A 20,422-nucleotide genomic window follows, 5' to 3' on the forward strand; every position below is an offset into this window, starting at 1 on the left:
ACCCCCATGTTCCGCAATCTTGCGATCGGGCTGATCCGACTCGCGGGTGTCACCGAGATCAAACGCACACTGGAACATATCGCAGCCGAGCGAACCAGGATCCTGCCGCTCCTCGCCGCATCCCGCCCGGGATCAAACGACTTTGCCTTCGCTCTGCCCTCCTACCATGGCAACAAGGACAGCGCTTTGGCATCCTTGCGCATCAGCGCGGCGAAGTGGTCCACGATGCGACCGACGGCCGCCGGATCGTGGATCACGACACCGATCTCCAAATTGTCGGTATGGGCGCTGTCGGTGAGGTTCGCGCTGCCGAGCATCGCTGCCGTCCGGTCGGCTGCGATGAATTTGGCGTGCATCGCTCCGCGGCGTCCGCCGGGCCCGACTCGGCGCTCTGGATTCCACTGCCACAAATGGACGTCGGGATGGAACCGCAGGTCCCGGAAGGTGGCGCGACCATCGGCTGAGCCGTGCAATAGACCGCCTGAGGCGACGGCCGTCTCGATGACCAGATCGACTCGGATACCGCGGTTGGCAGCAGCCATGATCTCGCGCTCGATCTCGTGGACGCCGAACGCCGCGTAGCTGACGATGAGGAGCGTCCGCTTCGCGGCACGGATGACGTCGACCGCGACCGACGCGGTCAATCGGACGGGGACAGCGTCGGTAACTGGTCCCGAGACGGCCACGTCGACTCGACTCATCGCAATGTCATGCTCGTAGCGGGTTCCTGCCGAGTCGAGGGCAAGTGCCACTGCCTGTCCTGAGGGCAGCGGGTCAGTCGCCATCCACGCGGCCAGCAGCAGCGTTGCGCGTGGACCAAGCCCCGCTCCTGGGTGCGCTGCAATCAGTCTGGATGCAGTCAGGTCGTCGGGCGTCGTGATTGTTTGAAGAACCCTGATCCAGGCGGCGCGATACGTCGTTGGCAGGTCAGCCGCCAGCGACGCGATAGCAGCCGCGAGCGACGGTGGGTTTCCCGCCTTAGCGCCGGAGATAGTCACGTTCCGAAGAATCCGCCTGGACGTCCGCTGAGCGTCTCGACCAGCACCTCGCGGTCCAGGAAGTGGTTGCCGCGTTCGCAGGAGGTTTCAGCGGCGAAGAGGCAGGCGTGGCAGGCTGCGCCGTGCAAGCGGCCGTGAATCGTCGGATTGTGCTCCGCGCACAGCGGATCGGAGCCGCACAGCCTGGCTGCGTCGAGTGCCTGGTCGACAAGTGCACCGAGCCGGTCTTGTCTGCCCAATGTGACCAGTCCGCCGAGTGTGCCTTCGCTGTCGGGCGCGGCGGTGTACAGCAGAATCCCGGCCATCGGCTCGTCCCCTGAGCGTGCATAGACCCGCTCCGCAATCCCGGCCGCACCGTATCCGCATTCGAGGGCGAATTCCCGAATCAGGACGTGGGAGAAGGTATGCAGCAGCACGTAGCGCGTGCCTGGCCAGTGCGGTTCGACTCCGCGTTGAGCGCACCAGAGCTCGTGTGCCCGCTTGAGGTGCGCTTCTCTGCGTCGGACGGCTGGGTCCCGTTCCCACTCGGCGATCCGGTGCTCGTCGAAACGCAGGAAGATCCCTTCACCGCGCGTCTCCGCGCAAGGCACCCAGGTAGGCGGCTCCGGAGACAGTGGTGCGCGATTCTCCTCGCGTACCGATCCACCACCAGTTGCGACGCCCCACTCGGGTGCATCGATACGACTGAATCCGTATAGCGCTGCGACTTCCCGCAGCCGCTTGACCAGGCGTACTTGGGTGAGCCAGGCCGTATGTGCGGGCGGTACTGGCTCGTTGCTGGTACTGAAGTCGGGATGATCCAGGGTGGGCCCAGTGAATGCCTGCCACTCTGGTCCCGCAATGTCCAGGACATCCGGTTCGACTGATGGCGCTGCCCCGCCGGCGTTGTACAGCCGCGTGATGGCCTGCCATACCGCGTCAACGCCGAATCGTTCGAGCTGCGGCCACATCACCTGAGTCGGCAGCACCAAGCGTGCGCTGTCCTTCGGGAGCTCGGCCAGCACTCGCAGACCCGCCCAGTGTTCGGAGACAGCGCTGTCCACGGGGTCTTCAGCGCGGGGGACGCTGAAGACCCGCAGTTGCATCGCGAACCAGCCGTTCGTGGCACCCAGGGCCATAGTCCTGCTCTGCTCGTCGCAGGGTTCAAAGACTCCGAGGTGAGGGTGGCGGCCACGGCATGCGGGCAGGACGCGCTCGCCGCGCTGGCCCATGGCCTCGGCCATGGATCGAGGGTTGACGTCGCAGGAGCATTGAACAAAGATGCTCGCCGCCTCGCCTGTGGTGCCGCGTTCGAGCAGGCGCAGCGTGTGGTCTGTGCCATGTGGAGCGCCTCGGTGCACGAAGTACATCCAGGGGAAGTCGTCGACGTGCCCGGCTGGGCAGGCCATCACGAACCGGGCAGGCACCGCGGTCGGCCGCGACCGGCCGGTGCCGCGGCAGTTGTGCACGTATCGAGTCTGGTCCGGGGCGAAAGCGTTGGGCACCAGGTCGAAGAGGCCTGAGTCGACGGGGGCGAGCCGGTTGCATCGGTTGTCGGAACACCGCAACCAGTTGGGGAACACGGCAACCGGTGCGCCGATCCGGGTCCAATTTCCGGCAAAATCGCTTGGGTCCTCCGGGACATACGGCGGCATCCGCAGGTTTTGCACTTGACGACCGAGTTTGCTGCGGATCGCAGTGAGCAGTCGATCTTCCGGGATCACGGCGGCGTGGTCGAGATCCCAGTCGTCGAGCCCAAGCACCATCACCGACAAGTTCGGTAGATCCGCAATTGCGCCGATTCCGTAGGTGTGTAGCAACTGACTCGGGCGCAGCTCCCCAACCCGCAGGTCAGAGGCTGCGCGGGCACGATCCGCCGTGACAGTCACGATCCGTCGCCTTCACTGCCGCCGTCGGGACGCGGGATGTACGGGTGCTCATCGTCGTCGTGCGATTGTCCTGGGCTGGCTTTCAGAACGAGACGGATCCCAGGTTCCACCTCTCGCAGCGACGTGGGGCAAGTGGTGCGGCGCCACGCTCCAGAATCCGGACGGTGCAGGAGGCAGACGATGTCGTCGGTGCTGCGCTTGACGTCGAATGCGAGCCGGCTGGCTGGTCGCCGCTGTTCGCGTGCCCACAAACTGAGGAGGCTGTCGAGCTCTTCGCGCACTCGAGTCGCTATAGCTCGCTCGGTCGCGACGTCACCGGCGCGGCGTTCGAGGTAGCGCACGATGTGGTCCGCAGTACGACCGCGCGTGTCAAAGGTCTGCGCACCGAGGTTACCATTGTCGTCAGACTCCAGGTTGCGTGCCAGTGACACGAGCACCCCGGTCAGCCCCCGATCGATTGCGCGCTCCGCGAACGGCGTCACTGACAGCGCCTCGACGTGCCGATACGCGGTAGTATGGAAATGCTCGAATGTCTCGTAGTGTGATAAATCCCGCGGTCTGGCCCAGTTGAACACCGTGAACACCAGACCCGGTGCGGCCCGGCCGACACGGCTGGTTGCCTGAATGTATTCTGCGCTGGACTTCGGCTGGTTCGCGACTACCATCACGCCAAGCCGCGACACGTCGACCCCTACCGCGATCATGTTCGTGGCCAGCAGTACGTCGATCGGCTTCGGTGTACCGCGGCCCGCGGGGAAAGTGCGTTCCAGCTGCTCGAGGATGTCGGGGATCTTGTCTGAGGTGAGCCGTGAGGTGAGCTCTTCCAACCGCGGGTCGTAGCGCGCGGTCAGTCCGCGTTCGGCAATGCGGCCCAGGCGGGTGGAGACATCGTCCTCGACCGAACGGCGCATGCCGCCGAGTTCGCGCAGACTGTTGAAGTATCCGACAAGCGTCATGAACGGGTCGGTCACCGGATGGCGGCCGTACTTCTCGTGTAGCTTCTGGGCTGCGCCGAGTACGGCTACGTACACGCGGATCATGGTGGACTTGGTGCGCACACCCTGCGCACAGATTCCGACGTAGCGACGGCCCGGGTGGGTGCTGGTGGGCCGCTGCCGGGCGAAGAAGTTATCGCCGACTTCGAGGCCCTGCGGGGGGAACACGTGAGTGCGCCGGTCGAACAAGGCGTGGATCTGCCTCCCGGCCCGGCGCACAGTCGCGGTCGAGGCGATCACCTTTGGCCGCGCGGAGCGGCCCGGCGCGAACTCCCATGTGGCAAGCCGGTCGACTGCAGCCTCATACAGCCCGGTCAAAGAACCCAGAGGGCCGGAGATTAGGTGTAGTTCGTCCTGGACGATCAGGTCAGGTGGTCGCACAGCCGCCGCGGGGGTGGTCGCCGCCGCGGGATGGCGTCCCTGGGCCTGGTGGCTGCGGGCTTCCCATTCCTCATCGGCGATTTGCGGTGTGACGTACCCATGGCGTGAACAGTGCTGTACGGCCCGACCGAACAGTGCCTGGGTACGCCCGTTCCAAGCGAGTTGCGCGAACTTATCGACAGTCGCAATGACCAGCGCTGGCAAGAGCCGGTAGATCTCTTCATCGACCACAACGACAGGAAGGCCTTCACCACCAGGGTCGGCGCCGCCGAACGGGCAGGACAGCAGGTCTGGGCATCGGGTGAAGGTACGTCGAGCGATCGGGTCGACGTCGATGTCGCGCCCCTTTTCGATTCTTGTCCCACACCACGGGCAGTTCGGAAGCTGGTACGGGGAGCCTGCACGGCGGCTCGGCCGACCGCCGGCCCGGCGCTCGTCGGCAACCCAGGCTTGAGCGTCGTCAGTCGTGTTTGGCGATACCTTGCCGCCCACCCAGAGGCCGATGCGGAACGGCACCGAGCCCCACTGTTGCTCGTCCCGGCGACGCAGCTCCTCGCAGGCGCAGATCAGCGCCGCGGCACGTTGGAACTGTTGGATCGTCAGTAGCCGCAAGGTGTAGCGCATCAGGACGGCGACACCATTGCTCGCGTCGTAGCCGCCGAGGTCTGGTCGCCGCCGCCTGATCGCGAGCGTATAGGCCGTCAAGCCGAGGTACGCCTCGGTCTTTCCGCCACCGGTCGGGAACCACAGCAAATCCGCATATGCGTCGGGTCCGGTCGCACGTTCTGGATGCGCTGGTGCGGTCAAGGCCGGGAGGTTGAGCAGTAGGAAGGCAAGCTGGAACGGTCGCCAGGACCGGTTTTCGGGCGTGTCCTCCTGGCCCACTACCTCGGCAATGTCGAGCGCGTTGTCGCGGCGCCTGCGCGCCGCCGCTCGCGTGTGAATGCGTTGCAGGTGCATAGCACTGTTCGCGAACCGGAACGCAGCTAGCGCGTCGTCATCCGCCAGAAGGTCGATACCCTCTTCGATCCGGTTCGCTGCGATTCGCGCTTCGTCCAGTGCGTCGCGTGCCTCATCCTCGTAGTCGCCGAGGTGCTGCCCGTCTTGCCCGATCCGCGCCGCGGCCCGCTCGATCCATGCCCGATATCCCTCGACCAGCGGCAGGAGGGATGTCCGCAGCTCTGCGGCACTACTCTCCGCGAGCAGCTTCATGTCAGTGAGTAGATCAGCAAGTTCGGGCAGGTCGGCGTCGTCCTTGTAGGACGGCGCGTCAGTCTGCGGTACGTCATACCAGGGCACCGTCATCGACCGGACCTCGAGAGCCACCATAGGATTGCCGTCTGCCGCCGTAGCCCGGACGCCGCTCCCGTGTCCGACGGCGAATTCAGGGCTGAACCGGTAAGCCATCGCCAGCGTCTGCTGCTCGGCTCTGTCGTTGGCATCGCCGCCCGAGCCTGGCGTGTGCCGGGGAAGGAACGCCGCCGCGCCATTCGCACCGGTCGCCCACAACTCGGCCTGAAACACCCATTGGCTTGCCGCGCTGGAATCTGCTTCCGTGGTGTTTACAAGAAAAAGCGTGACAAGCCAGTCGCCCTCATAACGCCGCACGCGGCCGCGCACGACAACCTTCTTATCGTCGGCAGAAAGCTCAACCGGTGCGATAGATCCTTCCACGAGCTTGACGGCAGTGCCGCCCGAGTGCGGTTTGCGTATCCAAACGGGTCGGTTGATGGTCGGGTCGCTCGATTCTCCGCGCACATAGCGTCCCCACTTGGCGCCCACCTCAAGCTGGTCGGCGTCGCCGCGTACACGGGCGGTGAACCCGATCGAGGACGGACTAAGGCTCGGCACATTCGGCGCGTTCGCGTCGAGCGAGCCCTCGTCGGCCGCCGGAGCCTCGGTGTCCCCCAAGGTGGCGTCCTGCTCTTCGGGAATGATCGCAGTGCCGTTGGGCGCCAGTCGTCCTAGTACGTACCAATCGGTAGGGGAATCAGGGACTTCCTCGGTCTCGCCCCCCACCGGTCCCAGTAAATCCTTGACGACCAGGTCAGCGAGCTCGTCGCGTACCTCCCCCGCGCTGGGCACGGTCAGAATGGGGTCCGCGGCGCTCATGGACAGCAGGTCGTCGCTCATGGGTCACCACGATAGGGCGCGGTGGGGACAACCGGGCGTTTCCACGGCCCTGCGGTGTGGACACAGCACTGGTCCCAGGAGAAGCCGGCACTTCGCGCTGCCTTCAGATATTTGGAGTTATCGCGGAAGGAGGGATCGAAGTGCCTGCCGATCACGACGACTGCGACGCGTGTCGCTCCGGCCTGTTTCAGGGTCCAGGCAGCACTCTGCGCGTGCCCGCCCTGTGTCCAGGTGTCGTCGATCAACAGGACTGCGGCATCGGTGACGTCCACATCCTCATTGGGCAGAAAGCGGTCGGGATGCACGCCGCGATCCGGAGGAAGCTCGGGGTTCGATATGAGAAGGTCGGCGTACCGATCACGGGTTGGGCCGACGATCTTGCCTACGATCTCTCGCAATGGATGGTCATCACGTCCGCTTGTGCTGGGCACCACCGTGACGTAGTCGAACTGGGGTACTCCCGCACTGTCCGCGACGCAGGCCTCGTGGCCATCGAGAAAGCGCCAGAGCACGGCGGCGAGGCGTAGCTGCAGCACTGCGCGAGCGTGCTGGTCATACTGGTTCTTGTAGCGCCAGAGCTCTGTCGCGAGTTGCTCGCCCTTAACTGCGATGCTGATCGGTACGACGACGTCAGCGAGCTGCGCACCGGCGGTCTTGGCCGCCTCGTTGCATGGGTAGCACCGCGGGTAGGTCCCAGATACCGCAGTCCGGCATACGGCACATGCACCTGTCCCAGCCTTCAGCGGGTGGATCAGGAAGCTTCCGTACGGCTCGGTGAGCTCTGCGACTGTAGCCATGAATCAGATCAGGCCCAGGTCAGCTCGTCCGTCACGACGGGCCGGAGGCTCTCAAGCTCGTCGAAGACCTGCTGCGCGTTGTCGATCACCGTGGTGTTCGGGCGACTCGCATAGTTGCGAGCCCATTCATGTTCGAGGAGTGAGCGCATGAGGAAGACGTGGCGGCCATGTTCCAGTGCGAGGCGGGCTTGCATGCGGGCACCGCTCCGTTCCAGCGCTTCGATCACCACCGTTGCTAGACAGTATCCGCTCATAATTGCGTTGCGCATCGGAAAGCTGTGCTTGGTGGGCGGTGCGTCCGGCCAGAATTGTGAGAGCACCAGCCCTTCGTTGGCGATTTGATGTTGAAGGCCGGCGTTCTGCGCAGGATAGGAGCGACGCAACCCGGTCCCGATCACGGCAACTGTTCGCCCACCGACGGCGAGGGCCGCGGTGTGCGCCGCCGTGTCGATTCCTTGCGCTAGTCCGCTAGCGACCGTTACACCACGCTCAGCGAGTCCCCGAGCAATCTCTGTCGCGTAGTAAACCCCTCGGTCACTTGGGTGCCTCGTACCGACGACTGCGACCGACAGTTCGTCATCGGTCACAGCTCCGCGAGCGAAGAGGAACGGGGGCTGCTGGTGGACGAGGCGCAGGTTAAGTGGATAGTCCGGATCGAGAACCGTCAGCAGACGCATGCCTTCGCTCTGCCAGGCACGGACGTCATTGATCGCCGCATCGAGCTCCTTCGAGTCATTCTGGACTTCGAAGAGCGCTTCCTGCCTATCCTCGCCAAGCCCCTCCTTCATCAGCGCAAGGGCCGAGCCCTTCGCGGCGATCTGCTCGGCGATCTCGGGCCAAGGCGCGCCGCCGCGTCGCACCAGCGCGACCACCGCTGCCTGCTCCTCGACGCTGATCATAGGACCACCCTACATCGAACAAATTTTCTGTCACTGTGAGTTCAACGACAACTAGCGGACTTGCTTACAGTGCACGGAGTGTCTACCTGGAGAGTTCAACCTTCAAGCTAGAGGCCCAGTTGCCATCGGATGCTCTGCCGCTTCTGCTCAGCGAAGGAGTTCTGCCACGAGTCCCCGGCTGGTGGAAGACAATCCTGTGGTGCCAGGTGCACGCCTGGCATCTTGTCGACCGGCACAGTCTTCATGATCAGGTTGAGCAGCGCAATGACCGCTGGCAACGCCGCTTCAACAAAGCGTTGGGGATCGACGTAGGAGGCGTACTGGATCTCCTGCTTGACACCCCAATGGGCCCGCCCGCCCGTCGCGTCCATCGCGGTGACGATGTCCTGCGCTTCGCCTGGTGGCAGGCGGACCAGCGGCTCCTGTGAACCATCGCCAGACTGGTGCATCGCTCCCTGAAGCACCTCGGCATGAACCGTGTTGCGCATCGCGGTCAAGATCTTCAGTACATGCGCCTGATGGCCGCCAGGCTGGACGAGGTCGGCCACCGACTGGTTGGCCCTCGCGACGTCCCGAAGCCAGCCAGAGCGCTGCCAACCTGCGTTGCTCGACCTGCCTGAGACTCCAAGCACGTCGTGAGCGACACGAGCTGTGACGTCGATCGCTCCCATGCACCCAACCAGCAGTTCGTCGAGCGCTGTAATCACTTCACTCACGGCATTGTTGCCGTGGTAGGACTGCAGCGAGATGTTCAGCTCATCCCGCTTGATCAATGCTCTCCGAATGCGCTCAATAGCCGAAAGAGCCAAACCCTGGAGCTCGTCATTCTTGATCTGTCCAAATGCTGCGCCCCACCGCCACACCTCCGGCAACAGCTCACGAGCGCCCACCCAGAAATACCCGAGCTTACTGCCCACGAGTGGGAATGTTCCTGACGGCGACTGGATCAGCACGTACTGACTCTGTGCTCTCAAGTAGAGCCCGACAAGCGCTAATGCATCGGCTAGCGAGCAAACAGTCACTCCGTGCTGCTTGCTTACAGAGTTCTCGAACAGGTAAGGACGCTCGGTAATGAAGAGGTCGGCCTGCACACACTCAGCGGCCAGCACGGCAATGGCATCGGCCTCACGGCGACGACGGGCCTCGTCGGAAGGCAACGAACGGTAGGCGGTCGAGCTAACGTCCCGCTCAGCGGCTTCTACTCGGTTACCAGTAATTCCCGTGTACGTAAAAGAATGAGGTGAATTTGTATATATGATATTGCGCACCTGGTGTGCCGCCTGGACATCAGCGAGCACCCAGCCAAGCGGATGTTTTGCGCCATTGGGAAACACATGCCACGGCACGTTTCCCGGGGGACCATCGTCGGCGTATCGATAAAGCGTGACGAAGTTGTGTGTAAGCAGACCGTTGAGCAGGTATTTTGGAGACCACGGGTCGCTGTCCACTGCGTCTACTAGCTCGGCGTCTGCGACGACGGTAAGTCGCCGATAGGCCGGTCGCGCATCGAAGAGCCGAGCACCCCGTGAATCGACCGTGCCCAGGTCCGGCCAATCTGCCGCCTTCGAGGCGGCGTGCGAGGAATCCTCGAACTTCAACAGCGCCATGATTTTTCACGCTCCTCGGTCAGAACAGGGAGTCTTCCTGAGGGCCAGAGTTCTTCTTCCCACCTTTACTGTGCAGGCCGCGGCGGACCTCGTCCTCATAGCGGGCGTGGTTGAGTTCGAGGAGGCGGTCGTTCATCTCAACCTGGATGTCGGGGTCAACGGTCCATCGCAGACCGTGGGTTGTCTCGTGGAAGCCGTAGTTCAGATCGAGCGGTGTCCAGTTGAAGTGCTTGGCGAGGGGGTCTAGGAGGTATGCCTCCGAGACGGCTTCGTCAATCTCGACGTGGATCTCACGCAGACGTTGAATGGCGGCATCTTGATTGATCCGGTTATGGACCTCGTTGTAGAGATCGGTCATGCCAAGATCGCAATCAAGCTGGACCTTACGGCGGAAGTCATCGAGGGCTTCACCAGCCATATTGATGCGCGGTGTCAACTCTGGCCGTGCAAATGTGTCGAATCCATCGGAAGGGGTGTAGCGAAGTCGATCCTCGAGTGTCGACTCGCCCTTAACCGTCCACCAGTTGAAGTGCCACGTGCTCGTGAGCAGCGCGAGCTGTCCCATCTGGTCTGGGTCGCAGAAGACGACTAGTGAATCGGAATATACTTGCCCATTCGGAACGAGACACGGCAACCCATACTTGCTATGGCGGCCGATGACTAAGACCCGAGGGAACTCTGCGATCGCTTTGCGCAACTCTGGGCGCCTGCGATGGTGTTGCCACCAACGTGAAGCTGCACGGTTCCTGTCGTCTTGAGACGGTTGGACTCTCCTCTCTAGAAGAGAGAAGACGTCAGGAAATTCTTTGGCTGCGTCGATGGACATATCGTTAAAGTCAATCGCGAACTCGTCTCCTGAGCAGTTAGGGTTGCTGTTGACATTATCATTAATCAGATATGGGAGTACGACCCTCCTATTTTTACTGTCCGCCGCAAAGAGTTCGTGGGCCTGTGCGGCGTCAATCACAAATGTTGAGCGCACTTGGTATCCATTAGGAGCTTTTCCTGCATTGGCAGCTAGCCCATGAGGCGCACCTGGCACGCGCGTAGGCCTAGTCAAGTTGGAGGAGATAGACTCGACCACTTTGCCATCAAGGATAGTTTTCTCGCCAGTGCCTTGTTTCCCCAACCATACTAGCGATACATATACGCTTGCTACGCCAGGCCAGGGTTGAGATTTGGTTGCCCGAAAAATTCTCCAGCCGCGAGCAGCGATCCGGTCAAGGCCCACTTCTTTCGAATCATTCTGCGCGATCGTATTGACTGCAATGATTCCAGTACGCTGCGCTGGGGCAATTTTAAGATTGCGTAATAAGAAATACGTGCACAGGTCGGCCCGACCTCCAGATGTGAAGCCATTGGCGACCACCTGGCCGATGTAGCTCAGCCTGTCCTTACCAATTCTGCCGCCGATATCGGTACCCGCGATGAACGGTGGGTTGCTGACAACGGCGTCAAAGCGGTGCTCGCCTCGGCGCGGGTCGGCGACGATCTCTGGGAATTCGAGTGGCCAGTGCAGCGGGCGCAGTGGGGCTTCGCGCGGGCGTTCACGTGGGCCGCGAAGCCAGCCATCGATGATCCTCCGCGCCGCGGTCTCCGCGCCTACATCCCCCCCTAGCGCCTTCTCAACGAGATCCGCGATAGAGGCGAGGCGGTCATTATAGGCGTCTGCTGACTTGAGCGATGCAGTAGAGAGCTTTGCACCCACGACGGCATCCGCAGAGAGTCGCAGTCGCTCAGTCAGCGCGTCGGCCTCCTCAAGCTTTGCAGCCTTCTCGCGTGCGTCGCGAATGTCGAAGACTTCGTGCTCTTCGATCTGGCGACGAAGCTCAGCTGCGCGCAACAACAGCGGCCCAGTGACTTTGTCGATCTCGCCGGACAGCCGGTGGTTCAGCCTGCGGCCTTCGGCGGGCTTCAGGTGGAACGCCTCGATCTGTTCGGATGTGAGGCACCCGATTAGCGAGTCGCCACAGCGTAATGCGTGGTCTACGAAGTTGAAAGGCCGGCCCTTCGCGAGCGTTACGATCCACAATGAGAGCTTCGCGAGCTCGACAGCCATCTCGTCGATATCGACCCCGTACAGGCATCGATCTGCCACCATGCGGCGCGCCTCCAGCAGGCGCGCGTCGTGATCGTCACGCTGGTCGCCGAGCCGGTCGTCGATCGCGCGTGGCAAGCCGTCTCGGTCCCATGCCTCAACGACGCGTTCAGACAGATACCGGCAGGCGGAGACAAGGAACGCGCCCGAACCCATTGCCGGGTCCAGAACCTTGAGCGCGAGTAGTTCCTCGGCCGGGCGCACGGACCATTCAGTTGGCTGCGTTCCGTCCGCGTTCCGCGGAAGACCATCCGGGGAGCCGGGCGAGAAGCACAGCGGATCGAGCGTGTGTACCACGATCTCTTCGGCGAGTGCTCGGGGTGTGTAGTGCGTCCCCGTATCGCGGCGGTCTCCCACCTGCGCGATGATTACCGTTCCGGCCGGGTGCACGATCGGTTCGCCGCGAAGATCGACGCGCAGCAACCCGAAATACGGTAGGACGCGGGCTGCAATTTCCGCCTTGTTGTCGCAGGCCGCGTCGAGCATCGCAGTATCGGCGCCGGTCGGCTGGATCGCAAGCGCCCTGGCGTATTGCGGTGCTGTCAATCCGGCGAGCGCACGAACTTCCGTGTCAAGTTTGCCAGCGACTTGCCACGCTTCTAGGGCGGCCAGGCTGGCTTCGGCCTGCTTCTTGCCCTTGAGCGCGAGGTGGGTCTCGTCGAGCCGGACCGCAGAGTATTCGAGTAGGCCCTCGTAGACGTGCCCGATCTGCTCGACGTCCAAGCCCTTGTACGACAATCGCTCCGTCGACGTGACGGTATCCCCGTTGGTCCGCTTCAGTTTGATGAGCGCGTCGAGAATTGCGAACACGACCCGGTCGGTGATCGCAACGCTCTCCAGCCAGGGAAATCGGGTCGGGTCGAAGAGCGAACCTCCGTAGGCGGGGATCCACATGTCCGGGTGCCGCGCGCCGCCGTGTACGGCGCGGAAGGTGGCCAGCAGTGCTGGCCAGGCGGCCTGCCAGCGGTCGGCGATGGCGCCGTCGCCTAGGTCTAGTCGTTCGTACAGATTCATGATCGAATAGGAGTCCGCATACAGTTCGTCCCCGAGCGGCAGGAGGTTCTGCTCCTCCGCATACAGCAGGAACACCACGCGCATCATGACGGTCAGCGCGCCTCGGTAGATGGTGCGCGGCTCGACGCCCGCGAGCATCTGGCCATATGAATCCCGGTCAAGACGGGAGAGTTCCGCGACCAGCAGTTGGACGGCTTCGCGGACCTGGCGCCCGAGGGTCTTGGTGACGCTGGTGGTGTCTTCGGCGGTCTTGGCGAAGAGCGCGGCGAGCGAGTCTGTGTCCGTGCCGTCGCGATTTCTCGGGGAAGCGGCGGCATGCCTACTGCCGAGCAATGAGACGAACGCGCGTAGGATCATCGGCTCGTCGAACCATGTGTCAGCGTCGAACTCGGCGACCGTGGCCGGCTCCTTCGAGCGGGCATGCACGAGGGTCCACAGTCGGCCGTTGGTGAGCAGCGCAATCGGGATGGCGCGGCGTCGGCACAGCTGCGCGGCCTGCTCTGCGAGCGACGGCAGGCCCTTGGCGGCGCGGGTCAGTGACTCGTTCCAGGGGCGGCGGTAGATCAGTGCCCGTTCGGCCAGTCCGGACATACCCGTGGCCGGGTCGGCCGGCCCCATGAGGACCGCGTCGGGAGCCGTTCCGCCGTCTGCGTTGGCACCGGCGGTGAGTTCCCGGGGAAGCATCGAGCCTTGGCGAAGCGCCTGGCCTCGGTAGCCAAGCACTTCGTCGAGAACCAGGTGCTGCCAAGCGCGGTTCAGCGTCGCCGGGTCAGCCTCAAGCTCCGCCCACGCCTGCCGCAGCCGAGTACGCAATGGCGTCTCGACGGTGTCGAGACCCTGTGGGAAAGCGTCCGCGAGGAATTTCGCGGAGATGAAGGGGCCGTCAGGGCGCAGTAGGTTCAGCCACTCGGCGTGCTGGTCGATGGTGTTCTGCAGCGTCGACACGGTGGCGCGGGCGCGCGGGGGCATCAGGCGGCTCCGTGCGTGGCAAGGGAAGCGGGGACGAGGAACGTGACCGCGACGGGGAAACGGCGAGCGACCGGGTCGGCGTAGCGGTGACGTAGCGCGGCGGTCTCGGTCTCCAGTTGCGCCGGGATCGCATCCAGCCGTTTGGCGAGCTCAACTCGGTCGCTCTTGAGCTGCTCGCGCTGGTCGTCGACGGTGAAGAGGCTGCCCTGCTCCCAGTACGGACGATCGTCGAGCTTGGCCCTGATGGAGCGTTCCAGTTCGGTGAGTACTGCGCGCATGGCGGTGACGTCCTCCTCGCATCGCCTGTCGAGGATCTTGCTCTCCTTGCGGACGACGCGATTGGACTCTGTGGCGAGTGCTTTGCCGAGCGGTTTTTCCAGCACCGGCCATAGGTCGACGAACTGGGAGAGCAGCTGTTCAGGTGGTACGGACTGATTCGCTGCGGAGAGCCATCGTTCGAGTGTGTCAGAGTCCTTCTGGGTGAGCCTGCCCAGTTCTATGGGGCCACCGGCGAGCACGATCTGCTCATGTAGACGCACGCCGCGGTTGCCGGTGATCACAACACGGCCATGTGCGATGACAGCAGGTGTGCGAAGTAGGTCGCCGGGGACGATGCGCGCAGTGACACGCGTCAGACGAGCGCCGCGGCCGTGCTGGGACCATAGTTCCGCGCGAAGCAGTCGCAGGCACATGTCCACGAGGCGATGGCCCAGGTGAAGCAGGACGACGTCAGTGCGGCCAGCGTAGTCTTGGTCAAAAGTGACAGGTCGCTCCTTGCCGGTGACCGGGTGGCGCAGGCCGTCGTTGCGGGCCTGCGCCCACGAAGCGGGAAGCTCTGGAAGCTTGAAGCAGCGTGCCGACACGTCACGCGGCGCTGCAGCGTCGGTCAGGTCCTTCTTGTGGGCGAGGCGCAGCGCCGTGCGCACGACGCGTTCGATCGTCTCCGGTGACAGGTGTAGATCTGTGCGCGACTCGGTTAGTTGCTGCTGTGCCTGCGCTAGATCGTGCGCGAGGTCTCGCTCGATCCTAAGCACGGCCTTCCCGGCTCGGGCCGCGATCTCCTTGTCGGTGGTCTGCCAGCTCGTGCGGCGGCCGAGCATCTTCTGCTCGACCTGCGAGGCGATCACCTCACCGGCGCTGCCGAGGTCGGTGCGGATCTGGTCCACTTTGCGCACCGCTACGCCGAGGAACGCAAGTGCGTCCTCGATCGTGCCGTCCTCGAAGCCGGTGTCCTCACCGTCACCGTTTTGGTCCCAGCTCCTGGGCACGAAGTGCACGATTTCGACCTTCGAGGCGCGCTGGCCGTGGCGGTCGACGCGTCCATTTCGCTGCTCCAGACGGTTCGGATTCCACGGGATCTCCCAGTGCAGCACCCGATGGCAGTAATTCTGTAGGTTGATACCTTCGCTCGCTGAATCGGTCGCGAGCAGGATCCGCACCGGATCCGCGTCCAGCGGCTCCTGGAAGACGTTCTTGACGGCCTCACGGTCTTCGAGTTCCTGGCCACCGTAGAGTTGTGCGATCACATTGGTCGGCACGCGCGCGGTGTTGACCAGCCGGTCGTAGAGCCACCGCTGGGTGTCGCGGTACTCGGTGAAAACGATGACACGGTCGCCGTCCCAGTGCTCTCCATCTGGCTGGACGATTCCGCGCAGCCAGCCGAGGAACGCCGCGAACTTATCGTCGGCCTTGTCCGCGTTCTTCAGGCCCCAGTCACGCAGCTTCTCCAGCAGCGCGCGCTCGGCAGCGGATAGAGGCGGCGCGACCCGACGTGCAGCTGTCAACGCCTCAGCCGCGGCCTCGGAGTAGGCCACGTCGTCCTCAGCGGTCTCTTCCAAACGCTCGATCAAAGTTCTGAGGACCTGCTCACCGATGGATCGCACTCCGCGCGAGTACTGCTGGTCGGCCTCCTGCGTCTCACGTGCGGTCATCGTGTCCAGATGCGCCTGGACCGTTTCCGCGAACGCCTTCGGGCTCGACAGGAAACGGCGTTTGAGCAGCTTGACGACGAAGTCGGTGGCCGCCTGCTCGGCTTTGTCCGTGCCGGCGCTCTCTTTGCGCAGCTGCGCGTAGTGGGTGAGTTCCGCATACGCCGCCTGCGCATCAGCGCCGTAGGAAACCTCCAGCGGATGGTCGAGGTCCCGTTCCGGGAAGCGGGGCCGGCCCGCCCAGTCCGGCGGCAGATCCCGCTTGAGGCGACGCACCATGACGTGCGCCTTCGCCTCCTCCGAGGGCGGCACGTTGCGCGCGAATCGCTGGTTGTCGAGCAACTCGAGCAACGCGGTGAACGATTCTAGGTAGCCATTGTGCGGAGTCGCCGAGAGGAACAGCCTGTGTTCAGTGTGCGGGGCCAGCTCCCGGATCGCCCTGGTGCGCTGCGAGTCGACGGCATACTGGCCGATACCTGACGGAGCGCAGGTGTGCACCTCGTCGACGACCATGAGATCGAAGACGCGCGGGTACTCGGGCGTGGCGGGCAGGATCGAGCGCAGCAGCGCGAGCGGGCGGTCCCGTTTGAGCCAGTCGATCGACACGATCAGCCGCGGATAATGCGTCCATGGGTTTGCGTACAGGCCCCGTGACCGGCGTAGTTCTTTGAGCAGCGTCGCATCGACAATACGGAAAGCCAGGCCGAATTTGTCGCGCATCTCGTCGCGCCACTGGAGGGTTAGCGACGCCGGACAGACAATCAGCATGGTGCGGGCCCGATGGCGCAGCATCAGCTCCTGTATCACTAATCCGGCTTCGATCGTTTTGCCGAGGCCGACGTCGTCCGCGATCAGCAGATTTGTCCTGGGCATCCGCAGCGCCCGCACGACCGGGTCGAGCTGATAGTCCTCAGGCTTCACACCGGAGCGGAACGGCGCCTGTAGGACCGTCTTGTCGGCAGTTGCGACCGCACCCCACCGCACCGCGTCCAGGAAGGCATCGAGCTTCGCCGGGTCGTCGAATCCTTGGACGGGGGAGGGCAGCACATGCTGCTCGCGGGCCACCGCGCCGGGTTCCAGCTCCCACAGAACCCGCAGCTCCTCATCGCCCGTATCGCTGTCGACACTGACCAGCGAAACAAGGTGCTGGGCCTCGGCGATCAGCGGGCTGCCCGGCTTTTCGGCCGTGATCGACGATCGTTCCACGGCGGTCGCGACCCACTGTCGATTACGGACCGTCACCAGCTGGCCGACGGCCGGCACGCTGGAATCGTTCGAGAACACGTCTGCCTCGTCGAGCAGTTCAGCGCTCACCTGCGTCAACTCCCGCTCCCGCGCCCCGGACACTGATCAGGACATCTTTTCACTTATTGACTCGTCACCCAGGTCAAGCAACGCCGCGAGCGCAGGCGCAGAGAGTCGCTGCTTCGGCTCGGCGGCGTCGTTGCCGTTGAAGCGCACACCCTCGTCACGCAGGATGTCCAGGACGTTCCCACGATCCTCACCCATCCACCGGAACCCGGGAGACACCCTGCCGTCGGACGTCAGGACACGATGCGCATTCGCGACACCGGTCGTCTGGGCAAGGTGGGCTCCGACGGGCTGCGCGGCCGAGCCGATAAGCGCGGCCAGATCGCCGTAACTGGTCCATGCACCAGGTGGCAAGATCGCGAGCGCCTGATGCAGCAGCGACCAGTCACGCCCGCGCTCTACCCGCCCAACTCCGGCGACCGGCGAGGGCCACAGGATCGAGGCGGTTTGCGCCAGGACCTTGGCCCGCTGCTCGATCTCGGTGGCGCCCCAGCGGGGTGCTTCCGCAATCCGCCGGTTCATCTCCAGATGACTGGCCTTGAACAGGTCCTGCTTGCGCTGGAAGGGATGGTTGGACAACTCGCTGTTCTGTGCCGTCAGGGTCAGGTTGCCGAGTGTGTGCACCAGCCTGCGGTGGGTCTCAGCCGGCGTCTCCCCATCGATTGCATCCTCGGCGAGAACTGCGAGCCACTCCTTGCTCGCCCCCTGCGGAAGCACATGCTCGACGGTCAGCTTCGCCGTCACGAAGTCCACCGGCTCCGGGTGGTCGTAGGACTCCTCCAGGCGGCGCAGCACGAACTGCCGCTGGTGGCCGCGGCCGTACAGGTAGAACGGCTTTGTGCGGATCGCGTCGAGCAGTTCCGCGTCGTCCGGCCATGAACGCCGCTCACCCGAGAGCACCTTGCGCACGCCCTCATCCACCAGCATGTCGGCAGGCAGTTGACCTGGCAGGTCCTGGAAAATCCGGTTGAGGCCGTTGGGCGGCACCCGGCAGATCATCCGGCGCACCAGGAAGCTCTCGATGTACGTGAGCGCCTTCGCTACCTGCTCGCTGGTTGCCTCGCCACGCTCCCGGCGATCCAGCAACAACATGATCGCGGGCGCAGGAGTGTCCGCGTCCCATGCACGGAGGCGCCAGAGCGCGCCGCGCACCGCGGCGTCGGATTCACGATTCGGATCGATCAGCGTCAGGTAGTGTACGGAACGCCTGCGCAGTTCTCGGACCCAATCCTCGTATGTGTCTTCGGTGTCGGGTTGCTGTTCGAATCGAACTTGCCGTTCCCGGTACACGTCCTGGCGCCGCACCCGGTTGGCTCCTGAGAGGATGAGTTCGAGCCAGATCAGGTCTTCAAGCAGCTTCGGATCGTTCACGCTCTTCTGGAGCGGAGTCCACAGTGTCTCGTAAACATGCTCGCCACGGGTGGGCAGGTGCATGAACACGTAGTTGCGCACGAGGTCGGTCTGGCTAAGTTCGAGGCCAGTATTATTGAGTGACTGGAAGATCCGATAGACGTTGTCCCCCGTGCCTGCGGCGATCTCGACGAGCGTGAGGCGCGATGTGATCGCTTCCTCAATGTGCTGGATCGAGTGCGTGTCTGCAGGGTCCTCAGTGGCGGCGAGCGCTGCGCGGAAGAAGCGATAGGCGGCGCCGACTCGGGAATCGTCGTCGAGCGCGGCTATACCGTTGATGTGCGCGGAGTACACGGCGCGGTCGACCTGGGTCGGGACCAGGCGCAATAGGTTAGATCCCTGGGTACGGGAGTTGACAAGGAAGCGGTTCGAGATGTCGTGGGCCCACGCGGCGTCAGCCTTTGCGACATGGTCTCGGATAGCGGCGAGAGCCAGCGAGAGCGTGGTGAGCCGCTGCTGGCCATCGACGACCAGCGCATGTGGAAAGCCCATCGAATGCTGTGGTGAGGGCGCGTGCACCACGGAACCGAGGAAGTGGGCAGAGCCCGCGGAGCCCTCTGCAATGAGGTCAGCCTGTTCAAGAATGTCGCTCCAGAGCTGGGTGAGCTGCTGCTCCTTCCACGAGTACGGACGCTGGAATAGCGGCACCTGGAACTGCTTCTTGCCTTCCAGCAGCCCGGCCAAGGTTGTTTCGCCCGCGCGCATCGATCGTCCCCACCCTGTGTTTGACCCCTGACTGGGTGTCGACTGTACCGCTACGCACCGACACTAGTAGGACGATAGGAGCACGGCCGCCCGGTGTGGTGAAACTCGGGGTTTGCGGGCGCCTGCAGCGGCAACCTTTCATCCGTTCGGCAGTCCCGCATTACAGCGCCGTCGTCAGAGCGATCTGCATGACGGTGAGCAGTGCGGGCAGGATGAGGGTGGTGGCCGCGCGAGTGACTAAGCCGGGCAGCGGCACCGGGTCCAAGGCGGCTATCTCCGCGCGCAGCCGCAGTGCGATGTCGAGCGCGTACCAACGGCGCTGCAGTTCGGCGCGAGTCTGCGCGTCGAGGCCGTCGGCTTCGGACATGGTGCGCTGAAGCAGCGGGGCCAGGGTGTCGAGGGCGCGCTGGCGCTGTGCCCGCCCGAGCCTCCGCAGCCAAGTGGTGGGCACAGTGAAGAGCACCAGGCCGCCAGTTGCGAGCAGGGCGACGAACACAAGAATGATCACCTGTGCGGCGACCGGCACCTGGCTCTGGACGACATAGAGCGAGGGCAGCAACACGCTGCCGACGCTGAATTTCACCGCCGTCGACCAGCAGAACCGGTTGAGCTCCGGCAAGCCATTCGCGCGGCTTGGGCCGAACGGATGCCACTCAGGCGCCGCGCTGCCGGTCGCTGCCCGAACGACGGAAATCGATTTGTATGCAGCCCACATGCCGTTGCTGTTGATGAAGCCCACGATCAGCATCACCGCCAGACCAGTGGCCTGCTCCGCGAACCCGCGCAAAGCCAGACTTGACTCATACAGCGGATAGGCGATCCAGAACGCCGCCGGCGCGGCGAGCGTTGCGGGTACTACGAACCAGTAGTAACCGCGATCGGCGCCGCGTGCCGCGCTCTCCACAGCTTTCAGGTCCCAACCGCCGGCTTCCGCGGTCGCCCGCAGCCTGCCCACCAGGTCCTCGAGGTCGAACTCCCATTGCTGCATGAGCATCGGGCCGAGCAGGATCCACAGCGAGGCCAGCGGCATCGTGTAGACCAGGGCGTGGGAGTTGTGGCCGACGCTATGGCGCACCTCGAGCAGGAACCAGATCCAGAACGCGGCGCCCGGGCCGAGCGCGAACACGGCGAACGTGGCCACGCGCTGCCGGCCCCGCCCCACACGTGCCCACGGAATCGCGCGGGCGACGCGCACCAACGGGCTGAAGCCGACCAGCGGCGCGGCGGACGGATGCTGCTCGGACTCCCCGGCTACCCCCTGTATCAGCACTCGGCTATTTAAGTGACCGGTGCCTGCTGTCGTCAAACC

At 64.0% G+C, this 20,422-nt stretch carries 10 protein-coding genes; all 10 read right to left on the reverse strand.

The features are described 5' to 3' along the window. Nucleotides 1–161: 161 nt before the first annotated feature. Nucleotides 162–998 carry a DISARM system phospholipase D-like protein DrmC gene (gene drmC, locus KGA66_RS13610; RefSeq protein WP_211468402.1) on the reverse strand — a complete coding sequence of 279 codons (837 nt, stop codon included), beginning with the start codon at nt 996–998 and terminating at the stop codon, nt 162–164. After that, complete coding sequence (gene drmB / locus KGA66_RS13615) at nt 995–2,866, reverse strand: DUF1998 domain-containing protein (protein WP_211468404.1); 1,872 nt, start codon at nt 2,864–2,866, stop codon at nt 995–997. Before drmB ends, drmC begins: the two co-directional genes overlap by 4 nt. Continuing rightward, complete coding sequence (gene drmA, locus KGA66_RS13620) at nt 2,863–6,375, reverse strand: DISARM system helicase DrmA (RefSeq protein WP_211468406.1); 3,513 nt, start codon at nt 6,373–6,375, stop codon at nt 2,863–2,865. Before drmA ends, drmB begins: the two co-directional genes overlap by 4 nt. Further along, entirely contained in the window at nt 6,372–7,172 is an 801-nt protein-coding gene (locus KGA66_RS13625; RefSeq protein WP_211468408.1) for a phosphoribosyltransferase, read from the reverse strand. Before KGA66_RS13625 ends, drmA begins: the two co-directional genes overlap by 4 nt. An 8-nt stretch (nt 7,173–7,180) precedes the next feature. Next, nucleotides 7,181–8,071: a DNA-processing protein DprA gene (locus KGA66_RS13630; RefSeq protein WP_211468410.1), complete on the reverse strand. Its 891-nt coding sequence runs from the start codon at nt 8,069–8,071 to the stop codon at nt 7,181–7,183. Nucleotides 8,072–8,178: 107 nt separating this feature from the next. Next, nucleotides 8,179–9,678: a hypothetical protein gene (locus tag KGA66_RS13635; protein ID WP_211468412.1), complete on the reverse strand. Its 1,500-nt coding sequence runs from the start codon at nt 9,676–9,678 to the stop codon at nt 8,179–8,181. A gap of 19 nt (nt 9,679–9,697) precedes the next feature. Then, a complete protein-coding gene (locus tag KGA66_RS13640) occupies nt 9,698–13,759 on the reverse strand; it encodes an Eco57I restriction-modification methylase domain-containing protein (protein ID WP_211468414.1) in 4,062 nt (1,353 codons plus the stop codon). After that, nucleotides 13,759–17,001, reverse strand: a complete 3,243-nt coding sequence (gene drmD, locus KGA66_RS13645) for a DISARM system SNF2-like helicase DrmD (RefSeq protein WP_211468416.1) — start codon at nt 16,999–17,001, stop codon at nt 13,759–13,761. Before drmD ends, KGA66_RS13640 begins: the two co-directional genes overlap by 1 nt. A gap of 36 nt (nt 17,002–17,037) precedes the next feature. Beyond that, on the reverse strand, nt 17,038–19,113 hold the full coding sequence (locus KGA66_RS13650; protein WP_211468417.1) for a GmrSD restriction endonuclease domain-containing protein: 2,076 nt from the start codon (nt 19,111–19,113) through the stop codon (nt 17,038–17,040). A 160-nt stretch (nt 19,114–19,273) separates the two neighbouring features. Continuing rightward, the gene (locus tag KGA66_RS13655; protein WP_211468420.1) at nt 19,274–20,419 is read right to left on the reverse strand and encodes a hypothetical protein; all 1,146 of its coding nucleotides are present in this window, start codon (nt 20,417–20,419) and stop codon (nt 19,274–19,276) included. Nucleotides 20,420–20,422: the final 3 nt, after the last annotated feature.

Source organism: Actinocrinis puniceicyclus, from assembly GCF_018283645.1.
Taxonomy (GTDB): domain Bacteria; phylum Actinomycetota; class Actinomycetes; order Streptomycetales; family Catenulisporaceae; genus Actinocrinis; species Actinocrinis puniceicyclus.